The sequence below is a fragment of the Nocardioides sp. genome (assembly GCF_047607365.1).
GTDB lineage: Bacteria > Actinomycetota > Actinomycetes > Propionibacteriales > Nocardioidaceae > Nocardioides.
Map to the genome: position 1 here is coordinate 13,954 of NZ_JASGDD010000230.1, position 20,676 is coordinate 34,629.

The window sequence follows — 20,676 nt, forward strand, 5'->3', positions numbered from 1 at the left end:
GCGGCGACGTGGGTTCGGTGCGCAGGATGTGGGACACCCTCGGCGCGCGCGACCGGCGGTCGCTGCTGTGGATGGGCCTCGTCATCGTGACGCTCCACGTTGTCGGGTTCGGCGTCCTCCTCGGCGCGGTCGCGCCGCAGCATCTCGCCCTGGGCGGCGATCACCCGGTCTTCACGGTCGGTGTCGGTGTGCTGGCCTACACGTTCGGGCTGCGGCACGCGTTCGACGCCGACCACATCGCCGCCGTCGACAACACCACCCGCAAGCTCCTGGCCGACGAGGTGGCGCGCGAGGCCGCCGGTGCGCCGTCGCAGCGCAAGCCGCTGTCGGTCGGCTTCTGGTTCTCCCTCGGTCACTCGACGATCGTCTTCGTGCTGGCCTTCCTGCTCTCCCTCGGCGTCAAGGCGCTGGTGAGCGGGGTCGAGGACAGCGACTCCACGCTCCACACGGTCACCAGCCTGATCGGTCCGAGCGTCTCCGGCGTCTTCCTGTGGGTGCTCGGCATCCTCAACCTCATCTCCCTGCTCGGCATCCTCGCCGTCTTCCGGGGGATGCGTCGCGGCGAGTTCGACGAGGCCGAGCTCGAGCGCCAGCTGGAGAGCCGCGGCTTCATGAACCGCATCCTCGGCGGCCTGACGAAGGCCGTCCGCAAGCCGTGGCACATCTACCCGATCGGCGTGCTCTTCGGGCTCGGCTTCGACACCGCCACCGAGGTGGGCCTGCTCGTCCTCGCAGGGGGTGCGGCCGCCTTCAACCTGCCGTTCTACGCCATCCTCGTGCTGCCGATCCTCTTCGCGGCCGCGATGTGCCTGGCCGACACCGTCGACGGCGTCTTCATGAACGCGGCCTACGGCTGGGCCTTCGCCAAGCCGGTGCGCAAGGTCTTCTACAACCTCACGATCACCTCGATCTCGGTCGCCGTCGCACTCGTCATCGGCACGATCGAGCTCGTCGGCGTCCTCGCCGACCGGCTCGACATCACCACGGGGCCGCTCGCGGCGGTCGCGGGGATCCCGCTCGACTACGCCGGCTACGGCATCGTCGGCCTCTTCGTGCTCGCCTGGGTCGTGGCGCTGGCCGTCTGGAAGGTCGGCCGCATCGAGGACCGCTGGGAATCCGCGTTGTGAGTGTCAGCCCGGCCTCTGGGCCAGGCTGACACTCACCAGGCGCACTCGGGCTGGACCCCGGCACGACGAAGCGGAGCTCAGATCCAGCGGGAGAACCAGATCCGCTGCAGCCACTCGCTGCGGGTGAGCAGCTCGTTGGTGTAGATCGGCCAGAACCACGCGAAGTTCGCCACGACCAGGATGGTGAAGGTCCCCACGACGGCCGTGCCGATGGTGCGCCGCCGCCCCGTCGCGGAGGGCCCGATGATGACGCCCGCCGCGAGGGCCAGCGCCACGACGGTGAACGGGAGCGAGACGATCGAGTAGTAGCTGAAGATGGGCCTGCCGGCGTACTGGAACCACGGGAGCCAGGAGGAGGCCACGCCGACCACGGCGACGCCGAAGCGCCAGTCGCGCTTGACCACCCACATCGCGCAGGCGAAGAGCAGCGCGACGACCCCGCCCCACCACAGCACCGGCGTGCCGAGCAGGAGCACTTGGCGGATGCAGGTGTCACCGGCCGCGGCCGGGCAGGTCTCCCCGTCGCTGGAGGCGCCGGGCTCGATGCCGGTGTCGGCGGCGACGCCGACGGGTCGGTTGAGCAGGAGCCAGCCGGCGGGGTTGGAGGCGTAGACGTGCTTCGCGCACTCCAGGAAGTGGGTGTGGAAGGTCCACACGTCCTCGTGGTAGTACCAGAGGCTGCTCAGCGACTGGGCCAGCTCGCCGAGGCCGGAGGCATCGGGCTCGGTCGCGGTGGGCCAGCGCGCGTCGGTGTTGTTGTCATCGCCGATGTAGCTCTCGTTCTTGTCGCCGCCGCAGTGCCCCTTGCCGCTGTACTGCGTGTACTGCGTCGAGGAGAGGTTCTTCTCGTAGACGCTCGCGTGCGCCAGCCAGCCGCCCCACGTCGCGACGTAGACCACGGCGGCGACGAACACCAGGTGGACGACGGCGGGCAGCGCGTCGGCGAGGGCCGCCTTGAGCAGCGAGAGGCGTACGCCGAAGGAGCGCCGTGCGCCGGCGCTCCAGAGCCAGACCATGACGCCGAAGGCGGCGAGCGGATACATCGCGGTCCACTTGGTGCCGCAGGCCAGCCCCCACAGCACGCCGCTGGCGAGGAGCCACGGCCGCCACAGGACGATCGGGCCCCACGCGTTGCCGTTGCGCATCGGCTCGCCGACCCGAGCCGCGAGCCGGGCGCGGAACCAGTCCCGGTCGGCGACCATGCAGCTCACGGCCGACAGGGTGAAGAGGGCCAGGAAGATGTCGAGCAGCGCCAGCCGCGAGAGCACGAACTCGAGGCCGTCGAAGCAGAGCAGCACGCCGGCGAGGCAGCCCAGCAGGGTCGAGCCGGTGAGACGGCGTACGAGCCGGATGAGGACCAGGATCAGCAGTGCTCCCGCGACGGCCGAGGAGATCCGCCAGCCGACGGGGTCCATCCCGAAGACCTTCTCGCCCGCCGCGATGAGCCACTTGCCCACCTCGGGGTGGACGATCATCTCCGGGCTGTCCTTCCAGACGCCGGTGGTGGTGCCGTCGAGGATCTTGTCGTTGGCGCCGTCGATGTAGTCGCGGGCGTAGCCGAAGTGGAGCAGCGACCACGCGTCCTTCGCGTAGTAGGTCTCGTCGAACTCGAACTCGTGTGGCGTGCCGAGGTGCCACAGCCGCAGCACGAACGCGGCGGCGGTGACGATGATCGTGGCGCACCAGCCGACCACCTTGTCGTGCCCGGCGATCGCGCTGCGGGCCCGGCGCCAGGCGGTGGGCGCTCCGGTCACCGGGGCGTGCGGCTCGCCGTCGATCAGCAGGGTCACGCGGGCCAGCGTAGGGGACCGGCGTCGACACCCCGCGGGCGTGTGCTGTGTCACACTGCTGCCCATCATCCTGGGGAGGGCGAGACATGGGCGACGGCGTGGGCAGCAGCACGGGCGACGGCATCATCGCGGCGACGACGCCGCGCGGGCGCGCGGACGACAGCGGCGGGCGCGACATGGCGCCCGGAACGGGCACGCTCGCCTTCGCGATCGCGGCGATCGGCGGCGTCGTCGGCCTCCTCCTCCTGGTGGTGAGCTTCACGTCGTGGCGCTTCGGCGCCTGGATCCCGCGCGAGCAGCTGACGACCGGTCTCGTCGGCGCGGCCATGGCCGGCGTCGCGCCGGGGCTCCTCCGGGTCAACGCGATGTTCCTGTGGGAGGAGACCCGCTCGCTCTTCTGGCCCGTCGCCGTGGCCGTCCCCGGCCTCTTCGCCGTCTCGGCGATCCACCAGAGCGACCTCGCGCTGCACGGCGGCGCCGACGGCCTCGCCACGCTCTTCAGCCTCGGGTGGCTGCTGGTCCTGCTCGGCCTGTCGGTCTTCGTTCTGATCGCCTTCGTCCAGCAGATGCTCGAGCCCGCGCTCCCGCCCGACCCGGCCGTCGCGCCGCTGCCGGGCTGGGCCAAGCCGCTCCTGGCGCTGCTCGGGTCGGCCTGGCTCGGCGCCGGCATGGGCCTGCTCCTCGGTCCGTCGTTCTGGGGCCGCTTCGTCCCGTGGCGGGTCTCCACCCTCGACGCGCAGGCCCTCGGCGTCTGGTCGCTGGCCCTCGGCGTGGGCGTCCTGGGCGCGCTGGCGGAGGACGACCTGGCCCGGGTCCGCCCGGCCCTCACGGCCGTCGTCGGCGCCGGCGTCGCCCTGGCGGTCGTCCTCCTGGGTCATGCCGGCGTGGTCGACTGGTCCTCGATCGGCGGCATCGCGCTCGTCGTGCTCGTGGGCGGCCTGCTCGCCACCGGCGCCGTCGGCACGCTGCTGTGGAGGTCTGCCAGACTCGCACCGTGACCCTGGTGCTCGCGGCGACCCCGATCGGCCGGATCGAGGACGCCCCGCCGCGACTGGCGACAGAGCTCGCCGCGGCCGACGTCATCGCCGCCGAGGACACCCGGCGCCTCAGGCGGCTCGCGACCGAGCTGGGGGTCGAGCTGACCGGCCGGATCGTCTCCTACTTCGAGGGCAACGAGGTGGGCCGCACCCCGCAGCTCCTCGAGTGGCTCGAGGCGGGGGAGCGGGTCGTGCTGGTGACCGACGCCGGGATGCCGTCGGTGTCCGACCCCGGGTATCGGCTCGTGGCGGCGGCAGTCGCGGCCGGCGTACGCATCACGGCGGTGCCGGGCCCCAGCGCGGTCCTCACCGCGCTGGCCGTCAGCGGCCTTCCCATCGACCGGTTCTGCTTCGAGGGCTTCCTGCCGCGCAAGGCCGGCGAGCGCGGCCGCCGGCTCGCGTCGCTGGCGGCGGAGGAGAGGACGATGGTCTTCTTCGAGGCGCCGCACCGCACCCACGCGGCACTGGCCGCGATGGCGGAGGCGCTCGGCGCCGACCGGCCCGCCGCCGTGTGCCGCGAGCTCACCAAGACCTATGAGGAGGTACGGCGAGGCCGCTTGGGCGAGCTTGTCGACGCCATGGCCGAGGAGAACGTACGCGGCGAGATCACTCTCGTCGTCGCCGGTCGGAGCGCGGCGGATCAGGCCGCGGCGTCCCCCGAGTCGGTGCGGTCCCTGGTCGCCGAGTTGGAGAGCGAGGGCGCCACCCGCAAGGACGCGATCGCCGCGGCGGCCAGGGCGACCGGCATGCCCAGGCGCGAGGTCTACGACCTGGTGCACAAGGAGCAGCGCCGATGAGCTTCCCGCCGGTCCCGGAGCCGCTCCCGCACCCGGTCGTCGACAACCACACCCACCTCGACATCGCGCGGGGCGGCGAGCACCTCCCGCTCGACGAGGCGCTGGCCACGGCCGCGAGCGTGGGCGTCACGCGGCTCGTCCAGGTCGGCACCGACCTCGCCTCCTCGCGATGGGCCGTCGCGACCGCCGCGGCCCACCCGCAGATCGTGGCGGCGGTCGCGCTGCACCCCAACGACGCCCCGCTGCACTCGGCGGCCGACCTCGACGCGGCGCTCGACGAGATCGACGCCCTGGCCGGCGCCCACGAGCGGGTCCGCGCGGTGGGGGAGACCGGGCTCGACTTCTTCCGTACGGCCGAGGACGGCATCGCGGCCCAGCAGCACAGCTTCCGCCGCCACATCGACATCGCCAAGCGCCACGACCGCACCCTGCAGATCCACGACCGCGACGCCCACGACGCCATCCTCGAGACCCTCGACGCCGAGGGAGCCCCGGAACGGTGGGTGATGCACTGCTTCTCCGGCGACGTCTCCTTCGCCCGCCGGTGCCTGGATCGCGGCGCCTACCTGAGCTTCGCCGGGACGGTGACGTTCAAGAACGCGCCGCATCTGCGCGAGGCCCTGGCGCTCGCGCCGCTGAGCCGGATCCTGGTCGAGACCGATGCCCCCTTCCTCACGCCTCACCCGTATCGCGGCGACACCAACAGCGCCTACCTCATCCCGGTCACGCTGCGGCTGATGGCGGAGGCGCGAGGCATGGATCTGAGCGACCTGTGCGCCGCCGTCGACGCCAACACGAGCACCGCTTTCGGCGGCGCCTGGTGACGTCCGCCGACGTGAGGCTGGTCACGCCGCCCCGCTGAAATCGCGGTTTCGACGGCTCGCGAGTTTGCATCCAGGAGCGACGTCGGGTCCCGTGGTTCGTCATGTTCACTCGCATCCAGGGCCGCATCGCGCTCACCGCCGGCCTCCTCACCCTCGGCGCCGTCGCCGGTGGCGTGGCCGTCGGGCAGCGCTCCGCCACCTCGGAGACCGCCTCGGCGAGCGCCGTGACGGTGCTCTCCGACGGCACGCCGAGCGCCGCCCCCAGCACCTCGGGAGCCTCCGCGGGAGCCTCCGCGAGCGACGCCGCCGCGGCTCTCGCGGACCGTGGCACGCTGTCGCGCGGCCAGAGCCGGCGCACGCAGACCGCCGCGGACGTGCGCCGGACCTTCGAGCCCTACGGCACGGTCGTCGACGGCGTACTCGAGCTGCACAGCCTGGCCACGCGGGTGAAGACGATCGACTTCGAGCGGATCGAGCGCCGCTCCGACGACCTCTACGTCGGGGAGACCAAGGTGATCCGTGCCGGCGTCACCGGCCGCCGCACGGTGACGTACGACGTCACCCGCCGTGACGGCGAGGTGATCGACCGCGACGTCCTCACCTCGACCCGCACCCGCAAGACCGTCGACGAGATCGTCGAGGTCGGCACCAAGCAGCGCCCGGTCGAGACCGGCTCCGGCGTCTGGGACCGCCTCGCCGGCTGCGAGGCCGGTGGCAACTGGCACATCAACACCGGCAACGGCTACTACGGCGGCCTCCAGTTCAACCTCGGCACCTGGCGCGCCAACGGCGGCTCCGGCCGGCCGGACCAGGCCAGCCGCGAGGAGCAGATCCGGATCGCGACCAAGGTCCGCGACGCCTCCGGCGGGTACGGCGCCTGGCCCGCCTGTGCCGCCAAGCTGGGGCTGCCTCGCTAGTAGCTCCTCCGCCAAGCGCCCTTCCCCACGACGACGCGCTTCGCTTGCCTCGTCGCGGGGGCCCCAACGCACGCACCCGGCGCACGGCCCACCTCACGACGAATCTCCGGAGATGACCACTAGCGTGTCCCTCATGGCTGCCCCGCGACTCCTCGGTCCTGCCGAGGTGCGGGGGCTGGCGGCGGAGCTGGACCTGCGGCCCACGAAGCAGAAGGGCCAGAACTTCGTCATCGACCCCAACACCGTGCGCCGCATCGTGCGCGAGTCGGGAGTCGGCGAGGACGACGTCGTCGTCGAGGTCGGGCCCGGCCTCGGGTCGCTGACGCTGGCCCTCCTCGAGACCGGCGCCGAGGTGACCGCGATCGAGATCGACGACGTCCTCGCCGCCCGCCTGCCGGCGACCATCGCGGAGCTCGCCCCCGACCAGGCGCCGCGCTTCCGGCTGCTGCACGCCGACGCGCTCCGCGTCGCCGAGGTCCCCGGGCCGCCGCCCACCGCGCTGGTCGCCAACCTGCCCTACAACGTGAGCGTTCCCGTGCTGCTCCACCTGATGGCGCTCCTCCCGACGCTCCGGAAGGGGCTGGTGATGGTCCAGTCCGAGGTCGCCGACCGGCTCGCGGCCGCCCCCGGATCCAAGGTCTACGGCGTCCCCTCGGTCAAGGCCGCCTGGTTCGCCGACGTACGCCGTGCCGGCGCCATCGGCCGCAACGTCTTCTGGCCCGCGCCCAACGTCGACAGCGGACTCGTCTTCTGGTCCCACCACGAGCCGCCGAGCACGAGGGTCTCCCGCGCGGAGGTCTTCCGGCTCGTGGACGCCGCCTTCGCCCAGCGCCGCAAGGGCCTGCGGGGAGTGCTCAAGGGGCTGGGGGTGACGGAGAGCCACCTCCGATCGGCCGGCATCGACCCGCTCACCCGCGGCGAGCAACTCACCATCCACGACTTCGTCCGGCTCGCCGAGATCGTCACCGAGGTCCCCGCGTGAGCACCCCACGTCGCTCGCCTCGCTCCCGAACCGGCAGGAACCCCGGGTGACCGCCGCGCTCGAGCCGACCGGCGTCGCGGTGACCGTCCGCGCCCCCGCCAAGATCAACCTCCACCTCGGCGTCGGCCCGGTCCGCCCCGACGGCTTCCATCCGCTCGCCACCGTCTACCAGGCCATCGGCCTGTACGACGACGTCACGGCCACCCCGGCCGCCCCCGGTGACGGATGGTCGGTCCACACCATCGCCGACGCCTCGATCGACCTCGCGACGGTCGCCGACGACGAGACCAACCTCGCCGTCCGCGCCGGCCGGCTGCTCGCCGCCCACCATGGCCGCGACGACCTGGCCGCCCACCTCGAGATCCACAAGGGCATCCCGGTCGCCGGCGGCATGGCGGGCGGCTCGGCCGACGCGGCCGCGACCCTCGTCGCGGTCGACCGCCTCTTCGACCTCCGGACCAGCGACGACGACCTGCTCGCGCTCGCCGCCCAGCTCGGCTCCGACGTCCCCTTCGCCCTGATCGGCGGAACCGCTGTCGGCACCGGCCGCGGCGAGGTCGTCGAGCCCGTCGCCGATGCCACCGAGCCGTGGTGGGTCGTCGTCCCGCACGAGATCGGGCTCTCCACGCCGCTCGTCTATCGCCGCTTCGACGAGCTCGTCGAGCGGAGCGACGGGATCGTCCCGGCCGACCCGGGGCAGCTCGCCGACCTCGTCGCGCTGTTGCGCGCCGGTGACGGCGCCCGGCTGGGCGCTCACCTGCACAACGACCTCACGGTGCCGGCGTACGACCTGCGACCGGACCTGGCCGAGCGGGCGGCCCTGCTCGACGAGCTCGGACCGGTGCTGCTCTCCGGATCCGGCCCGACCCAGCTCGTCCTGAGCGAGTCCGCCGAGGAGGCCCGCGCCGCTGCCGCCCGGCTCACCCAGGAGGGCATCGCCCACTGGCTCGTCCCCGCGCCGGTGGCCGGCGCGCATGTCGTGGACATCCTCTGATGGCGGCAGCGCCCAACCTGCTCAACCTCGAGCACGTCTCGAAGTCGTACGGCGTCCGGATGCTGCTCGACGACGTCTCCCTCGGCGTCAACGCGGGTGACCGCGTCGGGATCGTGGGGCGCAACGGCGACGGCAAGACGACCCTGCTGGAGGTGATGAGCGGGATCGAGGCGCCGGACGACGGCCGGGTGTCCCAGCAGCGCGGCCTGCTGATCGGCTACCTCCATCAGGGCGACGAGCTCGACGACGCCCACTCCGTACGCGAGGCCGTCCTCGGCGGCCGCGCCGACCACGAGTGGGCCGCCGACGCCCGCACCCGCGAGGTGGTCGAGGTCCTGCTCGCCGGCGTCGCGCTCGACCGCTCGGTCGTCGGGCTCTCCGGCGGGGAGCGCCGCCGCTGCGCGCTCGCCGCCCTGCTGTTGGAGAACGACGACCTGCTCGTCCTCGACGAGCCGACCAACCATCTCGACGTCGAGGCCGTCGCCTGGCTCGCCGCGCACCTCGCCGCCCGGTCGTCCGCCCTGGTCGTGGTCACCCACGACCGCTGGTTCCTCGACGCCGTCTGCCAGTGGACGTGGGAGGTGCACGACGGCGTCGTCGACGTCTACGAGGGCGGGTACGCCGCCTTCGTCCTCGCCAAGGCGGAGCGCTCCCGTCAGGCCGCCGCCACCGAGCAGCGCCGGCAGAATCTCATGCGCAAGGAGCTCGCCTGGCTGCGTCGCGGGGCTCCCGCCAGGACCTCGAAGCCGAAGTTCCGCATCGACGCCGCCAACGCGCTCATCGCCGACGAGCCCCCGCCGCGCAACCGGCTGGAGCTCGAGCGCTTCGCGACCGCGCGGCTCGGCAAGGACGTCATCGACGTCGAGGACGTCGACTTCTCCCGCGGCGAGCGCTCCTTCCTCGAGGGCGCGACCTGGCGGATCGGCCCCGGCGATCGGATCGGGATCGTCGGCGTCAACGGCGCCGGGAAGTCCTCGGTGCTCGGCCTCCTCGACGGCACCCTTGCGCCGGCGCACGGACGCGTACACCATGGGCGCACCGTCGCGCTCGCGCACCTGACCCAGCAGCTCGACCTCGTCGACCCCGAGAAGCGGGTGCTCGACGCGGTCGAGGAGATCCGGCGGGTCAACCGCACCGCCGACGGCCGGGAGATCACCGCGACGTCACTGCTCGAGCGCTTCGGCTTCACCGGCGACAAGCTCACCACCCGGATCGGCGACCTGTCCGGCGGCGAGCGCCGCCGCTTCCAGCTGCTGCGGCTGCTCCTCGGTGAGCCCAACGTGCTGCTCCTCGACGAGCCCACCAACGACCTCGACATCGAGACCCTCACCCTGCTGGAGGACTTCCTCGACGGCTGGCCCGGCACGCTGATCGTCGTCTCCCACGATCGCTATTTCCTCGAGCGGGTTACCGACTCCATCTGGGCGCTGCTGGGCGACGGCCAGATCGCGATGCTGCCGCGCGGGGTAGAGGAGTACCTCGAACGTCGCTCGGCGGTGGTCGCCCGTGTCGAACCGGAGGCGGTCGCGCCTGAGCCGGCCGCCCCCGCGAAACCGCGCGTCGGTGGGGCTGAGGAGCGTGAGGCCAAGAAGACGATCGCGCGGGTCGATCGTCAGCTGGCGCGGATCGCTGGGCAGGAGGCGAGGCTCCACGCCGAGCTCGAGGCGCACGGCAGCGACTACGAGAGGCTCGCCGACCTCGGCGCCCAGCTGGAGGCACTTCTGGTCGAGAAGGACGAGCTCGAGCTGGAGTGGCTCGAGGCGAGTGAGCTGCTCGACTGACTCCGCACTCGTGAGTGCCGGCCCGGCTCAGTCGGCGCTGAACGGGATCAGCAGCCCGGCGAGAGTCACTGCAAGAGTGCCCCGAAACCACAGCGGGATCGTTGTGAAACGACCACCGGTGACGTCGCCCAGCCAATTACGCTGCCGCCATGACGCGACGGTCTCCGCGCCGACTCAAGAAGCGGGATAGACGGGAGTCCACTGAGGGCACCGCATCCTTCGGAGGAGCGATCCCGCACCCGACTGTCGAGGGGCTGTTGCTTGAGTGGGGCGACGACGTAGCAGGAAGCCTTGGGGCTGCCTTGCGGGCTCGAGAGGAGCGCCGATCCATCATGTTCTTCCACGTGCTCACTCGAATGAGCCGTGCCCTCGAAGGGCTCGGAGAAGTCCACGACTCGCTGCTGTGGCTTGCTGATTTCCCCGGCTTGCAGACCGATGCGGCCGGCTTGATGCGGCAGTGCGCTACCCGTCTCGCAGCGGGCATAGACCGAATTCTGTCGAGCGACGGCGTCACACCGATCGACGAGGCGCGATGGTTGCTTGAGGCGGAGTACCTGTTCTACGACTTCGCCGCAGACCGCGATGCCATCGCCGCTGGGCTGCAGCTGAGCCGCACGCTCGGCCCAGAGACTTCGGATTTGGACAGACCCGGCGGCGTCAGGAGCGACGTCTCGGGCTGGCTCCTGATCGGGTCCTACCTGCGCGGGGCGAATACCGCACCCACTCGCAGAGCAGCCCCCCGCTACCGGCGAAGGAACTTCCAAGCCTGCCCGCCGACTCGGCGGAGATGCTCGATGTGCTTTGACCGAACTGGTGGATCTCCTGCAACACGGCTACTCCGCGTGGGGAGCTGCGCTGGACTACGTCAGCAACAACGAATCCGCGCTCGCACCCGTAGGTGATGACCAGGTGCCAGATCCGCCCGACATGGGCGTGGCGAACGAGGTGCTCGCGTCTGTCCGACAGATGAATCGAGATGCCGGCATTCCTGACGCCCCGGAGTCCTACGACATCAAGGATGACGGCTACCAGATTCGGCTAGATGACGGGGCGTGGGTGCCACGGGCCTCCGGGCAGAGGCCCGCGGGCGTGTCAACGACAACCGACTCCGGTTGACGGTCGGTGCCGTCGCCTACACTTGGGCCGTGTCCGAGAGCCGCGACGAGCTTCACCACCTGATCGATTCGCTCCCCGAGGAGCAGATCGAGCAGGTGCTGTCCGAGGTCCGTCGCCGCACTCAGCCGCGACAGGTGCCGTCGGACAAGGCGTTCGCATGGATTGGCGCTGGGGTCGCCAACAACGGACGCACCGACAACGCCACGCGAGCTGATGAGTTGCTGGCCGGGGGCTTCGGCCGCGACTGATCGTGATCCTGTTCGACACCGCGCCCATCGTCGCGGCTGCCTTCCGATCAGAAGAGCACTACGAAGCCTGCACCGAGTTGTTCACCGGCCTGCGCCTGGCCGGCCGGCGATTGCTCCTTCCCGCGACGGTTGCCGCAGAGATTGGTTACCTGCTCGACCGACTCGGCGGTCCCGAGCGTGAAGCCGGCTTCCTTGCCGGCGTTGCCGAGGGCGCATTCGAGCTGGTCGACCTGACCAAGGCAGACTTCGCGCGCATGGCCGAGCTCGTGGCGCAGTACGACGACATGCGACTCGGCACGACCGACGCCTCCGTCATCGCCCTCGCCGAGCGCTTGGGCATCACCGAGATCGCCACACTTGACCGCCGCCACTTCACGGCCGTGCGGCCCCGTCACGTCGAGGCATTCTCACTGCTCCCCGAGAGGCTCTGAGCCCGCACCTGCGACGGGGCTGCTCGGCTGACGGGACTGCCCGGCTGACCGCCCCGCTCGCCGGCGTACACGCTCGACACGCCCGACCTGATCGTGCATTTGCACGACGACACCCCGACGACCACGCCGACACGCCGGTCACATTCGTGCATTTGTGCGATGGCGCCCGGCGGGACGCACGACCCGCCGGACCGCCCTCAGCTGAAGGGGATGAGGAGGCGGCGGAGGAGGCCGGCGAGGTCGTCGGCCTGGGTGGGGGAGAGGGCGGCGAGGAAGGCGCGCTCGGCGTCGAGCAGCCGGGTGAAGGCAGCATCGACGGCGTCCTTGCCCTCGGGGGTCAGCCGCACGAGCACCCCGCGCCGGTCCTCCGGGTCCGGATAGCGCTCGACGAACCCGCGCGCCGCGAGGCGGTCGACCCGGTTGGTCATCGTCCCCGACGTCACCAGGGTCTCCCGCAGGAGGCGGCCCGGCGAGAGCTCGTACGGCGTGCCGGCCCGGCGCAGCGCCGCCAGGACGTCGAACTCCCACGCCTCGATGCCGCCGCCGGAGAAGGCGTCGCGCCGGGCGAGGTCGAGGTGCCGGGAGAGCCGGGAGAGCCGGGAGAAGACCGCGACCGGCGCCAGGTCGAGGTCGGGCCGCTCGCGCGCCCACGCCTCGGCCAGCTCGTCCACCTCGTCCCGCACGCCGAGCAGGGTATCCCATCCAGGACCCGTCGAGATTCTTGACATCGAGACATATGAGGACGACAGTGAAGATATCTCGATGTCAAGATAAATGGAGCAGACGATGACGCCGCAGCCCTGGGACCCCGACCGCTATCTCGCGTACGCCGACGAGCGCGAGCGTCCGTTCGTCGAGCTCCTGAGCCGTGTTCGCACCGAGCGTCCGCGAAGCGTCGTCGACCTCGGCTGCGGCCCGGGCAACCTCACCCAGCTCCTGGCGCAGCGGTGGCCGGACGCTCACGTCGCCGGCGTCGACAGCAGTGCGGCGATGATCGAGCGCGCCCGAGCCGCGCATCCGGACGTCGACTGGCAGCTCGGCGACGTCGCCGCCTGGCGGGGCAGCGCCGACGTCGTCGTCTCCAACGCGACGCTCCAATGGGTGCCCGGTCATCTCGAGCTGCTTCCGCGCCTGGCGGCGGCCGCGCGCGACACCGTCGCCTTCCAGGTGCCGGGAAACTTCGACCAGCCGAGCCACACCCTGCGCGAGGAGCTGGCGGCCGAGGAGCCGTACCGCGAGCACACCCGGCACCTCGCGGCGCCGAGCAGCCACGACCCGGCCACCTATCTCGCCACCCTGGCGGCCCAGGGGCTCGACGTGGACGCGTGGGAGACGACGTACCTCCATGTGCTCGAGGGCGAGGACGCGGTCTTCGACTGGATCAGCGGCACCAGCCTGCTCCCGACCCGCGCCGCGCTCCCGTCCGGCCTCTTCGCCACCTTCTCCGCCGAGCTCAGGCGGCGCCTGCGTGCCGCCTACCCCGCGACCGACGGCCGGGTGATCCTCCCGTTCCGCCGGATCTTCGTCGTCGCCACTCGCCCCGAGGTTACCGGCGAGTAATATCGGGCGCATGCCTCAGCCCAGCCTCTCCAAGCTCTGGAACACCACGACCGGACTCCCCGTCCTCGGACCCCTCGTCGGGAAGCGGGCCTTCTCGGTCTTCTTCAGCCAGTTCGCGCCGTACTTCGCCTCCATCCACGCCACCGTCACGGTGCTGGAGCCCAACCATGCCGAGCTCGTCATCCCCGACAAGCGCCGGGTGCACAACCACATCGGCACGGTCCACGCCATCGCGCTGTGCAACGGCCTCGAGATGGCGATGGGCGCGCTCGCCGAGGTCACCATCCCGGAGACCAAGCGCTGGATCCCCAAGGGCATGACGGTGTCCTACACGGCCAAGGCGACCGGGGACATCACCTGTGTCGCCGAGACCGACCAGGCGCAGTGGGACACCGCCGAGGGCGACCTCCCGGTGCGGGTCAAGGGCGTCCTCGCCGACGGCACCGTCGTGATCGAGGGCGCGATCAACCTCTGGGTCACGACGAAGAAGAGCGCCGCGACCGCCTGACGCGCCCCTCGGGCGTCTCTCGGCGTCTCTCGGCGCCTCGTCCGGGATCGGCCGGATCTCCCGGGACCGTCGGGGATCGGCCGGACCGGACCACTTGGTGAGAAATGAGAACAAACTGAGTAAAGTCCCCTAGTCTGAGCGACATTCAGGGCAAGGGTGCTGCCCTCAGCGGTCGTTCTGCCCTGTCCTGATCATGCTTCGCCCCGCCCTGGGACCGGGCGGGCCAGACCAGGAGGGCACGTGTCGGATACCACCGTTCTCCCCGTCGTCGACCCCGAGGGCCCGCACGGCCCGGCGTCGTCCGAGCCCGAGCAGACGCCTCGCCGGATCGTCGCGCGCCAGACGCCGCAGGACGTCGTGTTCGTGCAGGCCGTCCGCGCGGTCGCCTACCTCGTCCTCGTCATCACCGGCGCGATCGGCGTCTTCCTGGGCCTCCAGTCGATCCCGACGCTGCGCACCTACGGCCTCGACTTCTTCACCGAGACCCGCTGGCTGCCCAGCCAGGACGTCATCGGCATCGCCGCGGTCGTCGTGGGCACCATCCAGGTCGCGCTCATCGCGCTGCTCTTCGCCTTCCCCCTCTCGCTGCTCACGGCGCTGTTCATCACCGACTGGGCGCCGGCGTGGCTGCGCCCGATCCTGATCCGCCTGGTCGACCTGATGGCCGCGGTCCCCGGCATCGTCTTCGGCCTGTGGGTGCTCTTCACCGTGCAGCCGCACGCGACCCACATCGCGCACTGGTTCAGCAAGTACCTCGGCTGGATCCCCGTCTTCCACGTCCGGACCGACGTCGACTACCCGATCTGGAGCCAGGCCCAGGGCTACCCGTCGTACGCCGGATCGGCTGCCATGGCCGCGATCGCCGTCACGATGATGATCTTCCCGATGGCCACGTCGGTGATGCGCGAGGTCTTCTCCGAGGCGCCGCAAGGCGAGAAGGAGGCTGCCATCGCGCTTGGCGCCACGCGCTGGGCCATGGTGCGCCAGGTGGTGCTCCCGTTCGGCAAGGCCGGCATCATCGGCGGCACCATGCTGGCGCTGGGCCGCGCGCTCGGCGAGACCATCAGCGTCGTCCTGGTCATCTCCCAGGCCTTCGAGATCAAGCCCTACGTGCTCGAGTCCGGCACCGCGACCATCTCCTCGTTGATCGCCTCGGGCTTCAAGGAGGCCTCGCCCTCCCAGCTCTCGGCCCTCCTGACCGCCGGCTTCGTGCTCTTCTGCATGACGCTGCTGGTCAACTCGATCGCCGCGCGCATCGTGGCCCGGAGCCGGGGAAGCGACGTGACCGAGCTGTGATCGCCCCCGCCGCATGCTCGCTGCGCTCCGCCTCGAACGGAGACGCCGCATGACCACGACCGCACCTCCCCCCGCCAGCGCTCCCGCGCCCGTCCGCGAGCCGCTCCGCGAGAGCGTCCGCCGGCCCAGCTCACGCACCCGCGAGGACGTGCTCACCCTCCTCGGCGCGCTCGTCGCGTCGGTCGCCACGACCTGGCTCTTCTATACCAAGGTGCTGGCGGGCGAGGGCACGGTCGGCTTCGTCGTCCTCTGGTACGCCGTGTTCGTCGCGTTCTACGCCGGGCTGACGTCTCTGTCACGGCCCCGGGCGGTCGTCGTCGACCGCGTCGTCACCACGGCCGTGATCGCGGCGCCGTCCCTGATCGGCCTGGCGCTGCTCTCGACCGTGGTCGTCACCGTCGCCCGCGGCCTGCCCGTGCTGCTCCACCCCAACTTCTTCACCGACGACATGGCCGGCATCCGGGCCTCGGACCCGTTCACCATGGGCGGCATCGCCCACGTCATCCTCGGCACGCTCATCGAGGTGGCGATCGCGGTCTCGATCGCCATGCCGCTCGGCGTGGCGACGGCGGTCTACATCTCCGAGGTCGGCGGTCGCGGCGCCCGCCTCATCCGCACCGTCGTCGAGGCGATGACGGCCCTGCCCTCGATCGTCGCCGGCCTCTTCATCTACAGCGTGTTCCTGGTCGGGCTCGGCATGCAGGCCAGCGGCTTCGCGGCCGCCCTCGCGCTGGCGGTCATGGCGCTGCCGATCATGGCCCGTGCCAGCGAGGTCGTGCTGCGGGTCGTGCCCGGTGGCCTGCGCGAGGCGTCGTACGCGCTCGGGGCGAGCAAGTGGCAGACGGTGTGGCGGGTCGTGCTCCCGACCGCCCGGCCGGGCCTGGCCACCGCGCTCATCCTCGGGGTCGCCCGGGCGGTCGGCGAGACCAGCCCGCTGCTGCTGACCAGCGGCGCGAGCACCTTCTTCAACGTCGACCCGTTCCACAACCCGATGAACTCGCTGCCGCTCTTCATCTACGCCTCGGTCGTGAGCGGCAACCCGGACATGGAGGACCGCGCCTACGCGGCCGCCACCGTCCTCCTGATCCTCGTCCTCGTGCTGTTCCTGCTGGCCCGCCTGGCCGCCCGCGGAAGGAAGTCCCGATGAAGCAGACCCTCCGCCGGCGCCTCCTCGCCACGATCGCGACGGCGATGGCGGCCGTGACCGTCGCCCTCTCCGGGCCGACCGCCGCCTCGGCGGCCGCGTCCTACGCGCTCATCCAGGGCTCGGGCTCCTCGTGGGCCGCCAACGCGGTCAACCAGTGGGTGGCCGACGTCGCGAGCAACGGCCAGCAGGTCGTCTACACCGCCAACGGCGCCGCGCAGGGCCGCAAGGACTACGCGAACAAGTCGACCGACTTCGGTGTCACCGACTCGCCCTATCGCGGCGAGGACCCGACCACCCACCAGCAGGACTCTCCGCTGGGCCGCTCCTTCGCCTACCTGCCCATCGCCGCCGGTGGCACGTCCTTCCCCTATCACGTCGAGGTGGCGGGGAAGCTCGTCCGCAACATCCGGCTCTCGGGGGAGACGATCGCCAAGATCTTCACCAACCAGATCACCAACTGGAACGACGCGGCGATCACCAAGGACAACAACGGCAATGCGCTGCCGTCGATCACCATCATCCCCGTCGTACGCGCGGACGGGGCGGGCGTGACGAACCAGTTCTCCACCTGGATGACGAACCAGTACCCCTCGATCTGGGCGGCCTGCAACGGCAAGGCGGCGCCGACGGACTACTTCCCGGCCAACTGCGGCAAGGCGAACGGCCCGCAGAAGGCCCAGTCGGGCTCGGACGGCGTGATGAACTTCGTCAAGGGCAAGAACGCCAACGGCGCGATCGCGATGGAGGAGTACTCCTACCCGCTCATGGCGAACTACCCGGTCGTCAAGATGCTCAACAAGGCCGGCTACTACACCCTCCCGACGCAGTACAACGTCGCCGTCGCGCTCACCGCCGCCGAGATCAACAACGACGCGAGCGACGCCGACTACCTCACCCAGAAGCTCGACAACGTCTACGTCAACGCGGACAAGCGCACCTACCCGCTGAGCTCCTACGTCTACGCGATCATCCCGACCGCCGCGAGCGACTCGAAGCTGTCCACGACGGCCAAGCGGCAGAACCTCGCCGACTTCCTCTACTACTCGATCTGCCAGGGGCAGTCCGAGATCGGGCCGATCGGCTACTCGCCGCTGCCGATCAACCTGGTCCAGGCGGGGTTCACGCAGATCAACAAGATCAAGGCCGCCGACGCCAACGTCGACCTGACCAAGCGCGACGTCAGCACCTGCAACAACCCGACGTTCATCGCCGGCAAGCCCCAGGTGAACCACCTCGCGGAGATCGCGCCCAACCCGCCCGCCTGCGACAAGGTCGGGGCCGGCCCGTGCACCGGCACCGAGGGCTCCTACAACGAGAACCCGACCTCCTCGAGCAGCTCGGGCAAGAAGTCCACGGGCACCAAGTCCACGACATCGGGCACCACCAGCTCCGGCTCGTCCTCGTCCTCGTCCGGTACGACGAGCGGCGGCGACACCACGACCGCGGCCTCGGACGGGACCGTGACGACGGTGGATCCGCTGACCGGCGAGCAGACGGTCGCCAGCGGCACGACCGGCGAGGTGACGGTCGTCCCGACGACCCTGGCCGCCAGCCAGTCCGACGGCAACGACGGCATCCTGGGCGCCCTCGCCCTCGGCTTCTTCCTGAGCATCGTCGTCCTGCCGCCCGCGCTGACCACGATCCTGCGGAGGCGGCGCTGATGCGCCGGCTCAGCCGGGCCCGGCTCACCTGGGCGCGGGTCGCCGCGGCGACCGCGGCCGTCGCCGCGGGCTCGATCACCCTCGTCGGCACGCCCGGCACGGCGCCGGCCGGCGCGGCCGACTCCTCGGCGGTCGAGAAGACGGCGACGGTCACACGGGTGGACGTCGACGCGACCGGCGCCGAGACCACGGTCGGGTCCTGGAACGTCGACCTCAAGGTCGGGCAGACCACCAACCTGCGCGGCCGCCAGGTCGTCAGCGTCAGCTGGTCGGGCGCGCACGCGACCAGTGGCCTGGTCAGCGACGTGAACTCGGCCAACGCCGCGCAGCAGGAGTATCCCTTCGTCCTGCTCCAGTGCCGCGGCGTGGAGAACCCCGGCTCGGGCCAGACCCAGGTCAGCCCGGAGACGTGCTGGACCCAGACCCCGAGCGAGCGGCTCTCGCAGGTCTCCTCCACCGCGTGGCCCGCCTGGCGCTCGGACGCCGACGCCCCGGCCGAGCACCGCACGGCGCTGGTCGACGGGCCGAGCCCCCGCCCGTCGGCCTGCGGCACCGCCTCCGCGGCGGAGCGCTGGGTGCGCTTCGAGGGCGCCGACGGCACCGTCTACCAGGGCGGTCCCTCTCCGGATCTCGGGTGCGTCGACGCCCCTGCGGAGTCGGGTGACTCCACCGGCCTCCCCGGCAACGCCACCTACGGCATCACCGGCACCGACGGCCGCGGCGACGCCAGCTTCACGGTGCTGTCCGAGGCGGAGAACGCGTCGCTGGGCTGCTCGGCGAGCGTCGCCTGCTCGCTCGTGGCGGTGCCGATCGTCGGCGTCAGCTGCGACCCCTACGGCATGAAGCTCGCCGCGGCGAACCGGCCGACCGCGTCGCAGGCGACCCGCGCGGACACGGCGTGCCACGCGGCCGACGCCTACCCGATTCCCAGCAGCGGCACGGTGCCGAAGCACTCCGACGTCATCACCTCCACGCTGGCCGTCACCGGGTCGCTGTGGTGGTCGGAGTCGAACTGGAACAACAGGATCACCGTCCCGCTGACGTTCGCGCAGTCCGGCTCCGTCTGCGACGTGGTCAGCTCGGAGAAGCCGCAGCAGCTCTACGGCTCGATCAACGCCATCGAGCTCACCGCCTCCTGGACCCCGAAGTTCTGCACCGACAAGGGCCTCTTCCCGATCGTCCACGTCCAGGCGGCCGAGTCCGCCGCCCGCAACCTGCTCGGCGCGGGCACCAGCGCCACCGCCCTGACCAGCAAGCCGCTCGACGAGGACCAGGCGACGCCGACCGTGCAGGCCCCCATCGGACTCAGCGGCTTCGGCATCGCCTACGCCATCACGGGCAGCGACGGGCTGCCGGTCGACGACCTCAAGCTCAATGCCCGGCTGGTCGCCAAGCTGCTGAGCCAGTCCTATCCGGGCAACGGCGTCGTGGCCAACAACTACGACGCCATCGGCGGCAACCCGGCCAACATCACCCAGGACCCCGAGTTCCGCGCGCTGAACCCGGGCATCAAGCGCTACGACCTGCTCGAGGCCGCCTCGACGATCCAGATCCTGTCGACCGACTCCGACCTCATGTGGGCGCTGTCGAGCTGGCTCGACCACGACCCGGAGGCCCGCGCGTTCCTCGACGGCGCGCCCGACCCGTGGGGGACGACCGTCAACCCCAGCTACGCCGGGATCGATCTGCCGGTGGACGCCTGGCCGATGGAGGACGACTGGCTCGCCCCGACGGAGTACGCCAACACGTGCTACCAGAAGAGCCCGTCGCCGATCCTCGCGCTGATCGCGAACCCGACCGGCTCGATCAACACCGTCGTGCAGAACCTGCAGTACGGCATCTCCGCGGTCAAGCTCCGCTGTGACAACGTCGACCCCAACGACGTCGCCACGCTGGCGCTCAAGACCGAGGGCCGACAGCCGGTCACCCAGCAGTTCGTCCTCGGCGTCGTCCCGCTCTCCTCAGCGCCGCGCTACCACCTCAACGTCGCCGCGCTGCAGGTGCGCAGCTCGGTGGCGATGTCCGCGCAGTTCAGCAGCGCCGACGGCCGCACCTTCGTGTCCGGTGACGAGGACGGCCTGAAGGCCGCCACGCCGCTGCTCAAGCCCGACAGCGCCGTCGGCACCTGGGCGCTCGACTACGAGTCGCTGCGGCGCTCCGACGCGGACGCCTATCCCGGAACGATGCCGATCTACGCCGACATCCCGACCTCCGGGCTGGACGACAGCACCTCGGACAAGCTCGCGCGCTTCCTCTGCTACGCCGCCACCACGGGCCAGACGCAGGGCGACGCCAACGGGCAGCTTCCCCAGGGCTACCTGCCCCTGACGTCGGCCAACGGCCTCGGCGAGCAGCAGGCCTACACCGTGCGCGCCTCGCGTGCCGTCCTCGCCCAGGCCGGCGAGGTGCCCGCGCTCTCCGGCGACGCGGGCGACTGCACCACGGCCGCGCGCGCGGCCG

At 71.3% G+C, this 20,676-nt stretch carries 19 protein-coding genes; 17 read left to right on the forward strand and 2 right to left on the reverse strand.

Annotation, left to right across the window (positions count from 1 at the left end; all coding sequences use genetic code 11):
- Nucleotides 1-8 precede the first annotated feature (8 nt).
- Nucleotides 9-1,127, forward strand: a complete 1,119-nt coding sequence (locus tag QM572_RS18175) for a HoxN/HupN/NixA family nickel/cobalt transporter (protein ID WP_415095385.1) — start codon at nt 9-11, stop codon at nt 1,125-1,127.
- A 77-nt stretch (nt 1,128-1,204) separates the two neighbouring features.
- Here QM572_RS18175 and QM572_RS18180 read toward each other — a convergent pair whose 3' ends face one another.
- Nucleotides 1,205-2,917, reverse strand: a complete 1,713-nt coding sequence (locus QM572_RS18180; protein ID WP_415095386.1) for a dolichyl-phosphate-mannose--protein mannosyltransferase — start codon at nt 2,915-2,917, stop codon at nt 1,205-1,207.
- Between the two features lie 86 nt (nt 2,918-3,003).
- On the opposite strand from QM572_RS18180, the gene QM572_RS18185 reads away from it, so the two are divergent.
- From QM572_RS18185 to QM572_RS18230, 10 genes are all read left to right on the forward strand, one after another.
- Entirely contained in the window at nt 3,004-3,915 is a 912-nt protein-coding gene (locus tag QM572_RS18185) for a hypothetical protein (RefSeq protein WP_415095387.1), read from the forward strand.
- Nucleotides 3,888-4,751, forward strand: coding sequence for a 16S rRNA (cytidine(1402)-2'-O)-methyltransferase (rsmI, locus tag QM572_RS18190; RefSeq protein WP_415095388.1), 864 nt, complete (start codon nt 3,888-3,890; stop codon nt 4,749-4,751). The genes QM572_RS18185 and rsmI overlap by 28 nt, the downstream gene beginning before the upstream one ends.
- Entirely contained in the window at nt 4,748-5,575 is an 828-nt protein-coding gene (locus QM572_RS18195; RefSeq protein WP_415095389.1) for a TatD family hydrolase, read from the forward strand. Before rsmI ends, QM572_RS18195 begins: the two co-directional genes overlap by 4 nt.
- 101 nt (nt 5,576-5,676) lie before the next feature.
- On the forward strand, nt 5,677-6,492 hold the full coding sequence (locus QM572_RS18200) for a transglycosylase family protein (RefSeq protein WP_415095390.1): 816 nt from the start codon (nt 5,677-5,679) through the stop codon (nt 6,490-6,492).
- A gap of 133 nt (nt 6,493-6,625) precedes the next feature.
- Nucleotides 6,626-7,474, forward strand: a complete 849-nt coding sequence (rsmA, locus tag QM572_RS18205; RefSeq protein WP_415095391.1) for a 16S rRNA (adenine(1518)-N(6)/adenine(1519)-N(6))-dimethyltransferase RsmA — start codon at nt 6,626-6,628, stop codon at nt 7,472-7,474.
- A gap of 46 nt (nt 7,475-7,520) precedes the next feature.
- The gene (locus tag QM572_RS18210) at nt 7,521-8,468 is read left to right on the forward strand and encodes a 4-(cytidine 5'-diphospho)-2-C-methyl-D-erythritol kinase (RefSeq protein WP_415095392.1); all 948 of its coding nucleotides are present in this window, start codon (nt 7,521-7,523) and stop codon (nt 8,466-8,468) included.
- Complete coding sequence (locus QM572_RS18215; protein WP_415095393.1) at nt 8,468-10,249, forward strand: ABC-F family ATP-binding cassette domain-containing protein; 1,782 nt, start codon at nt 8,468-8,470, stop codon at nt 10,247-10,249. The genes QM572_RS18210 and QM572_RS18215 overlap by 1 nt, the downstream gene beginning before the upstream one ends.
- Nucleotides 10,250-11,050: 801 nt before the next feature.
- Nucleotides 11,051-11,365 carry a hypothetical protein gene (locus QM572_RS18220; protein ID WP_415095394.1) on the forward strand — a complete coding sequence of 105 codons (315 nt, stop codon included), beginning with the start codon at nt 11,051-11,053 and terminating at the stop codon, nt 11,363-11,365.
- A 29-nt stretch (nt 11,366-11,394) separates the two neighbouring features.
- Nucleotides 11,395-11,613 (forward strand): hypothetical protein, encoded by a 219-nt coding sequence (locus tag QM572_RS18225; RefSeq protein WP_415095395.1) that lies wholly within the window; start codon nt 11,395-11,397, stop codon nt 11,611-11,613.
- 2 nt (nt 11,614-11,615) lie between these two features.
- The gene (locus QM572_RS18230; protein WP_415095396.1) at nt 11,616-12,044 is read left to right on the forward strand and encodes a type II toxin-antitoxin system VapC family toxin; all 429 of its coding nucleotides are present in this window, start codon (nt 11,616-11,618) and stop codon (nt 12,042-12,044) included.
- 197 nt (nt 12,045-12,241) lie between these two features.
- Here QM572_RS18230 and QM572_RS18235 read toward each other — a convergent pair whose 3' ends face one another.
- The gene (locus QM572_RS18235; RefSeq protein ID WP_415095397.1) at nt 12,242-12,727 is read right to left on the reverse strand and encodes a MarR family winged helix-turn-helix transcriptional regulator; all 486 of its coding nucleotides are present in this window, start codon (nt 12,725-12,727) and stop codon (nt 12,242-12,244) included.
- Nucleotides 12,728-12,818: 91 nt separating this feature from the next.
- Here QM572_RS18235 and QM572_RS18240 point away from each other — a divergent pair, with 91 nt between their 5' ends.
- The 6 genes from QM572_RS18240 to QM572_RS18265 form a co-directional block, all read left to right on the forward strand.
- Complete coding sequence (locus QM572_RS18240; protein ID WP_415095398.1) at nt 12,819-13,604, forward strand: methyltransferase domain-containing protein; 786 nt, start codon at nt 12,819-12,821, stop codon at nt 13,602-13,604.
- Between the two features lie 10 nt (nt 13,605-13,614).
- Nucleotides 13,615-14,112, forward strand: a complete 498-nt coding sequence (locus QM572_RS18245) for a hotdog fold domain-containing protein (RefSeq protein WP_415095399.1) — start codon at nt 13,615-13,617, stop codon at nt 14,110-14,112.
- A 240-nt stretch (nt 14,113-14,352) separates the two neighbouring features.
- Complete coding sequence (gene pstC, locus QM572_RS18250) at nt 14,353-15,408, forward strand: phosphate ABC transporter permease subunit PstC (RefSeq protein ID WP_415095400.1); 1,056 nt, start codon at nt 14,353-14,355, stop codon at nt 15,406-15,408.
- 49 nt (nt 15,409-15,457) lie between these two features.
- Nucleotides 15,458-16,555 (forward strand): phosphate ABC transporter permease PstA, encoded by a 1,098-nt coding sequence (gene pstA, locus QM572_RS18255; RefSeq protein ID WP_415095401.1) that lies wholly within the window; start codon nt 15,458-15,460, stop codon nt 16,553-16,555.
- Nucleotides 16,552-18,216, forward strand: coding sequence for a substrate-binding domain-containing protein (locus QM572_RS18260; RefSeq protein WP_415095402.1), 1,665 nt, complete (start codon nt 16,552-16,554; stop codon nt 18,214-18,216). Before pstA ends, QM572_RS18260 begins: the two co-directional genes overlap by 4 nt.
- Nucleotides 18,216-20,676 (forward strand): hypothetical protein (locus QM572_RS18265; RefSeq protein WP_415095403.1); only part of this gene is annotated, 2,461 nt, incomplete at its 3' end. The genes QM572_RS18260 and QM572_RS18265, both read left to right, overlap by 1 nt.